The sequence below is a fragment of the Parasphingopyxis sp. genome (genome assembly GCF_052168295.1).
Taxonomy (GTDB): Bacteria; Pseudomonadota; Alphaproteobacteria; order Sphingomonadales; family Sphingomonadaceae; genus Parasphingopyxis.
The window spans coordinates 1-9506 of record NZ_JBQLZN010000068.1 but is presented as its reverse complement, the minus strand read 5'-3'; the positions used below and the strand labels follow the sequence as shown (position 1 = coordinate 9506).

Here is a 9506-nt window from a genome sequence, read left to right as displayed (position 1 = left end):
CCGCAGCCCGTGCATCCGCACCGATCGCCGTCGCCTCGGCCGCCTCGGCCCTGGTGCCCGTAGTGTTCGGATCCGAACCGTCGCCGCCGATCGCTACCGCGCCGTCGAAATTCGCTTCGCTCGCCGCCCCCAGCGCCATCGCATTGGCGCCGCCCGCCGATGCGTCCGCACCAAAGGCCACCGCTTGAACCGCCGTCGCCTGTGCACCATTGCCATCGCCGTCGGCGCCGTTGCCGCCGATGGCGATCGCACCGGTGGCAGTAGCATCCGAGAGTGTTCCAATTGCGATCGCATTTGTTGCCGCCGCATTGGACAGACCGCCGATTGCGATAGCGTCCTGCTGGTTGGCAATGGCGCTGACGCCGTTCGCGACGGCCCTGACGCCCGTCGCTTGCGCATTCACGCCGACTGCCACCGCGAAAGAGCCGGTGGCTTGCGAAATCTGGCCCACTGCGACCGACTGAATACCGCTACTGATAGCTTCCTGGCCTAGTGCGGTGGTGCCTGTATCGGTGGCTTGAGCAGTGCTGCCAAGCGCGACGGCACCGCTACCACTGGCGACCGTATCCGCGCCGATCGCAGTAGAGTCCGTACCGGTGGCCTGTGCGCCCAAAGCGTCACCATCACCGTCATCGCCGCCAATGGCGACCGATCCGGCTGTGGTCGTAGCGCTGTCCCGACCGATGGAGATGCTGTTCGTTCCGCCCGATTGGGCATTGTTGCCCAGAGCGATCGCGCCGGCTGCAGTCGTGTCGGAGAAGGTACCGATCGAAATGCTATTGCTGGCTCCGACGGTTGCGGCTGCGCGCCCGATGGCGATGGAATCACCCGTTGCCGCATTGGCTTGCCGACCGAGCGAGATGGCCCCCACTGCGGTTGCCTGTGCATCGGTACCCAATGCGATGGCCGCCTGGCCGGTGGCATCGGCGCTCTGCCCGATGGCTAGCGCTTCGCTGGCGCTGGAGATGGCCAGCCGTCCAAAGGCCGTGCCGAAGGCGGCAGCCTGTGCGCCTGCGCCAATTGCCGTGGCATCTTCGCCATTGGCCGCCGCGTCGCCGCCGACAGCGGTTGAGTTGTTGCCGGAAGCGACAGCTGCCGTAGCTCCTCCATCGGTCCCGTCTCCGCCGATAGCAACGGCATTTTGACCTGTGGCGCTGGCGCCGCCACCGATGGCAATGGTGCTGAGATTGCCGGCATTGGCATCGGCGCCGACAGCGATGGCCGCAACGCCGCCGACATCTGCGCTCTGGCCGACCGCGACGGAATCGGTGAAATCGGCGACGGCAAACTCGCCAACCGCCGTCGATTGGTTGCCGGTAGCCTGGGCGTCCGCGCCGATGGCGGTGGCATCGACCCCGGTCGCGGTGGCATCGTTGCCGAGCGCGGTGGCTTCATCGTTGGTCGCTTGGGACTCGGAACCGATCGCCGTCGAAAACGCGCCGGTCGCCTGGGCGTTGTTGCCGCACGCCACACGGGCATTTACGCCGTCGGAGTTGGCGCCGTTGTCGGTATCGACATCCGTATCGGCATTGCCGTCATTGTTCGTGTCGAGCAGGCAATCATCCGCATATGCCGCGTCGATCGGAACCAGGGCGCTCACGCTGAAGGTCGCGGCTATGGCAAGCGAAACCAAGCCGGGAATGAGACGGATATTCTTCATGTTAAGCCCCCAGAAAAACCGCGCGTGAAGCACGATTGCGCTAGCCGGTTCGGGGCTGACTATAATGTTGTCAGCGCGACACCGACTCACATAGCAATGTTGCGCAGTGTCAAATCAACCAGACACAGAGTCAAGCGAAGCAAAGTTACACTTTTGTTTACGCTAAAGATTTCGCAGAGAACGTAACGCCCGCTGTCAGCGGGTTTCACTCTGGGTACCCGGCGTTGGCCCGGTGCGGCAAACGGAGCGGCTCGTCCGGTGAATTGTGAGTTTGGATCACCAGCTTAGACGACGGATATCGCTTTTCGAACTCGGCTCGAAAGGACCGGAACAGCAATTGCAGACACCGGGTGCTTGACGTGGATGAGCCGCCGTGTTGGAGGGTCCGCCAAGGTAGTTGCGCATGACAGACACAATCATATCCGCCAATCCCGTAACCGGCGAGAAAATCTGGGAAGCTCCGGTCGGCGATGCCGATGCCGAGGTTCGCGCGGCACGGGGCGGCTGGGCGAAATGGGCGGCGCAATCGCACAGTTTCCGGATCGAGGCGTTGCGCCGTTTCTCCAATATCGTGCGCGGCAAGATCGACGAGTTCGCCGATCTCATATCGCGCGAGACGGGCAAACCGCTCTGGGAAGCGCGCACCGAAGTCGAGGCTGTCGTCAACAAGGTCGATATCTCGGTCGAGGCCTATTTCGAACGCACGCCCTCGCGCAAGAAGCAAGGCGCGCTCAGCGAACAGAATGCGCTGCGGCACAAGCCGCATGGCGTGCTCGCCGTCCTCGGCCCGTTCAATTTCCCCGCGCATCTGCCGAACGGCCACATCGTGCCAGCGCTGATCGCGGGTAACGCGGTCGTCTTCAAGCCGTCGGAGAAGACGCCGGCGGTCGGCGAGTTTCTCGTCGGCTGCTATCATGAAGCCGGCGTTCCGGAGGATGTCGTCCGCCTGCTGGTGGGCGGGCCGGAACAGGGTAAGGAGCTGGCCGCGCATGAGGGGATCGACGGACTGCTCTTTACCGGTTCGGTTCGCGGCGGCCTTGCGCTGCATCAGCAGTTCGGCCCCCGGCCCGACAAGATCCTCGCGCTCGAACTCGGCGGCAACAATCCGCTCATCGTGTGGGACGCGCCCGATATCGACGCGGCCGCGGCTCTGGTCGTCCAGTCCGCCTATATGACGGCCGGACAACGCTGCACGGCCGCGCGGCGCCTGATCGTCGAAGAGGGTAAGCATGAGCCGCTGATCGAGGCCGTCCGCAAGATCATCGACCGGATCATAATCGGACCGCCCGATGCCGATCCCCAGCCTTTCATCGGATGCGTGATCGACAATGCGTCGGCCGAAACGGTAACCGACGGTTTCCTGGATCTGATGATGAAAGGCGGCAATCCGATCGCGCATCTGCGCCGCGTCGAGGACGACAAGCCGTTTCTTACGCCCGGGCTGATCGATGTCACGTCAGTGAGCGATCGCGTCGACGAGGAGATTTTCGGGCCGTTGCTGCAGGTCATCCGCGTGCCCGATTTCGCAAGCGCGCTCGCCGAGGCGAACAATACGCGCTTCGGGCTTTCGGCCTCGCTGGTGAGCGGTTCGCCGGACCTCTACAACCGATTCTGGGCGAACAGCCGCGCCGGCATCGTCAACTGGAACAAGCCGACCAACGGCGCATCGTCGGCCGCGCCGTTCGGCGGCATAGGATTTTCCGGCAACCACCGACCGAGCGCCTATTACGCCGCGGATTACTGCGCCTATCCCGTCGCCTCGGCCGAAGCACCGGCGGCGCGCGCCGCGATCGCTATCGGCCTGAAAGATCCGCCGGCGGAAAAGACCTACGACGAATCCAAGCTATCCGAGCCGAAAAGCTGAACTAAAGGCGCAACAAGCAACCATGCTTTGTTCCGCGGCACCGATTTGGCCATGTTGCTCGCATGGAAAGATCGAGCCGCACATCTGCTTCGGACGCCACCGGAAAGGTTCTGCTTGTCGGCGCCGGGCCGGGCGATCCCGACCTGCTGACCATGCGGGCGTTCAACGCGATCCGCACTGCCGATATCGTCGTGCATGACGGGCTTGTCGATCAGCGTATTCTGAACCTCATTCCCACCGGGACGCCGCGGATTTCCGTGGCAAAGAAGCGCAGCCGCCACACCGTGCCGCAGCCCGGCATCAATGCGCTGCTCGTCGAAAAGGCGAGCGAGGGATTGACGGTGCTGCGTCTCAAGGGCGGAGATCCATTCATTTTCGGGCGGGGCGGCGAAGAAGCCGAATCGCTCAGCAAGGCCGGGATCGATGTCGAAATCGTGCCCGGCATTTCTGCCGCGCTCGGCGCTGCCGCGGAGGCCGTGCTCCCCCTCACCCACCGCGAGGCGTCGAGTGCGGTTACCTTTGTCGCGGGCCAGTGCAAGGGCCTGTCGGACCAGAACTGGGCCGGGCTCGCGGGCACGGGCCGAACGCTCGTCATCTATATGGGCGTCGCGACGGCGGCGAATATCGCCGACAAGCTGATCGCCGACGGCGTGTCGCCATCGATGCCGGTGGCGATCGTCGAGCGCGCGACACTGCCGGGCGCCCGCGCCATGCGCAGCCTGCTCGCCGATCTCGGCGGGCTGGTCGACCGGGAGAAGGTCGAGAGCCCCGCGGTCATCATCGTCGGCGAAGTCGTCGACCGATCGCTCGCCGAAGACCGGCTGGTCGCGCTCGCCGAAAATGCGGAGAATCTGGCATGAAGATACTGACCGGCAACGATCTGAGAACCGGCGATGTCGTGTGGTGGACCGGCTATGACTGGTCGCGCCATGTCTCCGATGCCGCCGAAATGGGCGACAATGCGCCGGACATCATGGCGCGCGAAGTCGCCAAGCGCGTCGTCAACGACTGCTATCTGGTCGATGCCGAACGCACCGACAATGGCATCCTCCCCGTCCATATCAAAGAAAAGGTCCGCGCCACCGGCCCGACCGTGCGCCCCGACCTCAAAATCGCGCCGCCGGACCCGGCCGCCGGAAACTGGGTAATCTGACATGTATAAATATGACAATTACGACCAGGAGATGGTCGATACGCGCGTTGCGGAATTTCGCGATCAGGTGGAGCGGCGTCTGGCAGGCAAGCTGACCGAGGAACAGTTCCGGCCGATGCGGTTGAAGAACGGCCTCTATCAGCAGCTCCACGCCTATATGCTGCGCGTTGCCATTCCCTATGGCACGCTGAGCAGCCGGCAGATGCGCATGCTCGCCGAAATCGCGCGCAAATTTGATCGCGACTACGGCCATTTCACGACGCGGCAGAATGTCCAGTATAACTGGATCAAGCTGGAAGACATGCCGGACCTGCTCGCCGATCTTGCCTCGGTCGAGATGCATGCGATCCAGACGAGCGGCAACTGCATCCGCAACATCAGCTCGGACCAGTTTGCGGGCGCCGCGGCCGACGAAGTGGCCGATCCCCGGCCTTATGCCGAACTCCTGCGCCAATGGTCGAGCTTCCACCCGGAATTCTCCTTCCTGCCGCGCAAGTTCAAGATCGCCGTCATCGCGTCCGACGAGGACCGCGCGGCGATGCGCCTCCACGACATCGGCATTCAGATCGTGCGGAACGAGGCGAGCGAGATCGGCGCGCGCTACTATGCGGGCGGCGGCATGGGCCGGACGCCGATGATCGCGCCGCTGATCCGCGATTTCGTGCCCGCCGAAGAGCTGGTGAGCTACGCCGAAGCGATCATGCGCGTTTACAATCGTTACGGACGGCGCGACAACAAGTACAAGGCGCGCATCAAGATCCTGGTCCACGAAATGGGCGCGGAACAGTTCATCGAGGAAGTCGAGGCCGAATTCGAGCATCTGCAGGGCCAGAATATCGATGCTCCGGCAGCCGAGTTCGAGCGGATCATCGGCTATTTCGAGGACCCGGCTTACGAGACCGGCCTCAGCGACGAAATCGATCGCTCCGACCCCGATTTCGCGGTCTGGGTCGATCAGAATGTTCATGCGCACAAACAGCCCGGCTATGCGATCGCGACGATCAGCCTGAAGCCCGTCGGCGGTATTCCGGGCGACGCCAGCTCGGCGCAGATGGACGTGATGGCAGACCTGATGGAGCAGTACAGCTTCGATGAATGCCGCGTGACGCATGCGCAGAACATCGTGCTCCCGCACATCCGGAAACAGGATCTCTACGCGGTCTGGCAGAAGCTCGTCGAAGCCGATCTCGCCTCGCCCAATCTCGACTTGATCAGCGACATCATCGCCTGCCCTGGCCTCGATTATTGCAGTCTTGCCAATGCGCGCTCGATCCCCGTCGCGCAGAAGATCGCCCAGCGGTTCGCCGATATCGACCGGCAGAAGGAGCTGGGCGAACTCAAGCTCAAGATTTCGGGCTGCATCAACGCCTGCGGTCATCATCACGCCGGCCATATCGGCATTCTCGGCGTCGACCGGAAAGGCGTCGAAAACTACCAGCTGCTGCTCGGGGGATCGGGCGCGGAGGATGTGAGCCTCGCCAAAATCACCGGCCCCGGCTTCGACGAAGACGGCATCGTCGATGCGGTAGAAAAGGTCACTGACGTCTATGTCGCCCAGCGCGAGGATGGCGAACGTTTCGTCGATACTTATCGCCGGCTCGGGATGGAGCCGTTCAAGGAGGCGCTCTATGGCTGATATCCTGCGCTTCCGCGACGACGAAGAACATGAGGAACCGGCCGTGACGCTCGACGGGTTTCTCGAACAGTCCAATGCGACTGCCGTTCGGCTCGAAGACGGCGAAGATGCCCGTCAGCTCCTGCCCTATCTGGATCGTCTCGCCCTGATCGAAATCGGCTTTTCAACCTTCGCCGACGGACGCGGCTATTCGGCCGCGCGCATCCTGCGCGAGCATGGCTATGAGGGCGAATTGCGCGCTCAGGGCGATGTACTGGTGGACCAGCTCGATTTTCTTCGCCGCTGCGGGTTCGACAGTTTCGCGCCCGAACAGCCCCTCGATCCCGCGGATACGGAAATAGCGTTGACGCGTTGGAAGCATGTGTATCAGGAGGCGGCCGATGACAGACACCCCATCTGGAGCAAGCGACATGGCCAGTAACGCAGCCCGCGCACTCGACGTCATCGACGCCCGGCCGCGCTATACCCAGGCCGATGCCGATGCGCTGAACAAGCGTTTCGAAGGCGTGGACGCGCAGACGATGCTGCGCGCCCTCTTCGCCGAAGACGAGCTTGGCGAGATCGCCGTCGTCTCCTCGTTCGGCACCGAAAGCGCGGTACTGCTGCACCTCGTCGCCAAGGCCGATCCGGCGATCCCGGTCGTCTTCGTCGACACGTTGAAGATGTTTCCGGAAACGCTCGAATATCGCGACACGCTGATCGAAGCGTTCGGCATCAAGAATGCATCGATCGTGACGCCCAATCCGGAGACCATCGCCGATAAGGACGAAAACGGCCTGCGCTGGTCGTTCGATCCGGACGGTTGCTGCGCGATCCGCAAGGTCGAGCCGCTGGCCCGCGCGAAAGAAGGTCTCGATGCCTGGATTTCGGGCCGCAAGGCGTTCCAGTCGGTCACCCGCGAGAATATCGCGCGCTTCGAAGTGGAGGACGGGCGGCTCAAGCTCAACCCGCTCGGGGACTGGGTGAAGGCCGATCTCGACGCCTATTTCGACGAGCATGACCTGCCCCGCCATCCGCTCGAAGCCGAAGGCTATCTCTCGGTCGGCTGCGCGCCATGCACGAGCAAGGTGCTGCCGGGCGAAGACCCGCGCGCGGGCCGCTGGCGCGGCTGGGACAAGACGGAATGCGGGATCCACACGCCGATCGACGGCGGTGATGGCGAAGACGAGGCGAACCAGCCGGTTTTCTAGAACGCCCTCAAACGGGCTTCACGATCTGCCCGAGACGCGGGAAATGGACGTGGACCTCGCCGGTGCGCTCATGCGTACGCGATAGCACGATCCGGCTATCGTCGAGCCCGACTAACGAACCTTCCGGGGCGGCGGGATCGGGCGAATCGGTCGTCACCGACACCGTCTGACCGGCGGAAAAACCACTGTCCTCCGCCACCGACGATCCTCCGACGGGATCACTATCAGCGGCGTGCGTGATCGCCTGATCGGCCGACCAGGCTTCGCGATTACCGTCACCGAGCGCAGCGACGCGGTCGAACCACTCCGCGACGTCCGATCCGAAGTCGCCGGGCTGCACGCCCGCAAATTCGACGAACTTGATGTTCACATAGAGCGCGAAATCGACATGGCCGGGATCGTCTCCGCCGATAAAGGCGCGGCCATCGGCGAGCGCATCTTTTACCAGCTGCGCGCCACCGCGAAACTGCCCCTCCAGATGCGGTACCATCGGAAGGAAAGTCTCGCGCTTCATGCCGAAGCGGCGACCGCGATCCTTCCAGAAGGCGTCGGGCAAGGCATCCGGATTGGTCCCGAGCGCTACGCCGACGGCCGGCATGAACCAGCAATTCGCGGACCAGAGCGCGATCATCTTTCCCGCCACCCCGAACGGTTCGGGATAGAGGCTCGGTTCGGGCATGTGATCTTCTAGCGCGGCCGTGATGATGGCGGTGTCGCAATAGATGTCCGCGCCGATCTGCAACACGGGAATGCGCTCATAGCCGCCAGTGAGCACACTGAGATCGGGTTTGGGCACGACCACCGGCGCTTCGACCGATTTCCAGGCAAGACGCTTGTGCGCCAGGCACAGGCGGATGATCTGCCCGAACGGCGAATTGTCGTAATGGTGAAGAATGACTTCCGGCATCAACTTAGCGCCTTCCTCAGTAGCTCGTTGACGACTTTCGGATTGGCTTTACCGCCCATCGCTTTCATCGTCTGGCCGATGAAGAAGCCGAACAGCTTGTCCTTGCCGGACTTATATTCCTCGACCTTGTCGGCGTTAGCCTCCAGCACCTCGGCGATTACCTTTTCGATCTCGCCGGTATCGGAGGTCTGTTTGAGCCCCTTCTCCTCGACGATCTTTTCGGGATCGTCACCGGTTTCGAACATGATTTCGAAGACCTGCTTGGCGAGTGGTCCGGAGAGCGTGCCATCGGCGACGAGCGCGAGCAATTCCGCACCCTGCGCCGCGCTGATCGGCGATTCCTCGAGCGTTACGCCCGCCTTATTCAGACCGCCGAAGAGGTCCGAGATCAGCCAGTTGGACGCAGCCTTGGCGACCTCGGCCTCGGGCTTGCCCTGTTTCTTCGCGCTCTCGGCAAGCAGCACCTCGAACCAGCGGGCCGTTTCCGCCTCTGCCGTCAGAACGGCCGCGTTATAGGCGCTGAGGCTCAGTTCGTTTTCGTAGCGATGGCGCTTGTCATCCGGCAGCTCCGGCAGGCTCGCGCGAGCATCCGCAACGAATTCCTCGGAAAGCTCGATCGGCAGCAGGTCCGGGTCCGGGAAATAGCGATAATCGTGCGCATCTTCCTTCGAGCGCATCGAGCGCGTTTCGCCTTTATCCGGGTCGAACAGCCGCGTTTCCTGTACGACCGTCCCGCCATCCTCGATCAGATCGACCTGGCGCCGCGCCTCGCTTTCGACAACCTGCTGGATGAAGCGGATCGAATTGACGTTCTTCGTCTCGGTGCGAATACCGAATTCATCCCCAGGCTTGCGCACGGAAACATTCACATCGGCGCGCATCGAGCCCTGCTCCATATTGCCGTCGCACGAGCCAACGTACCTGAGTATCGATCTCAACTTCCGCACATAAGCACCTGCTTCGGCGGGAGACCGCATATCCGGCCGCGAGACGATCTCCATCAGCGCGACGCCGGAGCGGTTGAGATCGACATAGCTCATGGTCGGATGCTGGTCGTGCATCAGCTTGCCCGCATCCTGCTCGACATGGATGCGCT

The 9506-nt window shown here is 63.0% G+C and carries 8 protein-coding genes and 1 pseudogene; 6 read left to right on the top strand and 3 right to left on the bottom strand.

Annotated elements, in window-relative coordinates; translation table 11 throughout:
- Positions 1–1660 (bottom strand): annotated as a pseudogene (locus ACTS1Z_RS11260) (hypothetical protein); the annotation flags it as partial.
- 403 nt (positions 1661–2063) lie between these two features.
- Here ACTS1Z_RS11260 and astD point away from each other — a divergent pair.
- From astD to ACTS1Z_RS11230, 6 genes are all read left to right on the top strand, one after another.
- Positions 2064–3524: a succinylglutamate-semialdehyde dehydrogenase gene (gene astD, locus ACTS1Z_RS11255; RefSeq protein WP_442624559.1), complete on the top strand. Its 1461-nt coding sequence runs from the start codon at positions 2064–2066 to the stop codon at positions 3522–3524.
- 62 nt (positions 3525–3586) lie between these two features.
- On the top strand, positions 3587–4384 hold the full coding sequence (gene cobA, locus ACTS1Z_RS11250) for a uroporphyrinogen-III C-methyltransferase (protein WP_442624558.1): 798 nt from the start codon (positions 3587–3589) through the stop codon (positions 4382–4384).
- Positions 4381–4677, top strand: a complete 297-nt coding sequence (locus ACTS1Z_RS11245; RefSeq protein WP_442624557.1) for a DUF2849 domain-containing protein — start codon at positions 4381–4383, stop codon at positions 4675–4677. The genes cobA and ACTS1Z_RS11245 overlap by 4 nt, the downstream gene beginning before the upstream one ends.
- A gap of 1 nt (position 4678) precedes the next feature.
- Entirely contained in the window at positions 4679–6313 is a 1635-nt protein-coding gene (locus tag ACTS1Z_RS11240; protein ID WP_442624556.1) for a nitrite/sulfite reductase, read from the top strand.
- A complete protein-coding gene (locus ACTS1Z_RS11235; RefSeq protein ID WP_442624555.1) occupies positions 6306–6734 on the top strand; it encodes a DUF934 domain-containing protein in 429 nt (142 codons plus the stop codon). The genes ACTS1Z_RS11240 and ACTS1Z_RS11235 overlap by 8 nt, the downstream gene beginning before the upstream one ends.
- Positions 6724–7503 (top strand): phosphoadenylyl-sulfate reductase, encoded by a 780-nt coding sequence (locus ACTS1Z_RS11230; RefSeq protein ID WP_442624554.1) that lies wholly within the window; start codon positions 6724–6726, stop codon positions 7501–7503. The genes ACTS1Z_RS11235 and ACTS1Z_RS11230 overlap by 11 nt, the downstream gene beginning before the upstream one ends.
- A gap of 7 nt (positions 7504–7510) precedes the next feature.
- Here the strand turns inward: ACTS1Z_RS11230 and ACTS1Z_RS11225 are convergent, their stop codons facing one another.
- Together ACTS1Z_RS11225 and gatB are read right to left on the bottom strand one after the other, a co-directional pair.
- Positions 7511–8410 carry a glutathione S-transferase family protein gene (locus tag ACTS1Z_RS11225; protein ID WP_442624553.1) on the bottom strand — a complete coding sequence of 300 codons (900 nt, stop codon included), beginning with the start codon at positions 8408–8410 and terminating at the stop codon, positions 7511–7513.
- Positions 8410–9506, bottom strand: a 1097-nt coding sequence (gene gatB / locus ACTS1Z_RS11220; RefSeq protein WP_442624552.1) for an Asp-tRNA(Asn)/Glu-tRNA(Gln) amidotransferase subunit GatB, incomplete at its 5' end; no start/stop codon positions are given. The genes ACTS1Z_RS11225 and gatB, both read right to left, overlap by 1 nt.